This window comes from Peptococcaceae bacterium 1198_IL3148 (assembly GCA_036763105.1).
Taxonomy (GTDB): domain Bacteria; phylum Bacillota; class Desulfotomaculia; order Desulfotomaculales; family Desulfohalotomaculaceae; genus JBAIYS01.
The window spans coordinates 1-203 of record JBAIYS010000101.1 but is presented as its reverse complement, the minus strand read 5'-3'; the positions used below and the strand labels follow the sequence as shown (position 1 = coordinate 203).

The window sequence follows — 203 nt, the reverse complement described above, 5'->3', positions numbered from 1 at the left end:
TTGAAGGATGGGGTGACGCAGGAGGGTAGGCTAAGCGCACGGCTGGAAAAGTGCGTCCAAACCCGTAGGGCGTTGCGCAGGCAAAACCGCGCAACAAAAAGCCTGAGAGGTGATGGGGAGTGAAAACAAGTAACGAAGTAGCTGATCCCAAACTGCCAAGAAAAGCCTCTAACGAGGAAGTTGGTGCCCGTACCGTAAACCGA

The 203-nt window shown here is 54.2% G+C and carries 1 rRNA gene; it reads left to right on the top strand.

Features of this window, described 5'->3' with window-relative positions:
- Nucleotides 1–203: ribosomal RNA gene (locus V6C27_15035) — 23S ribosomal RNA — on the top strand; the annotation flags it as partial.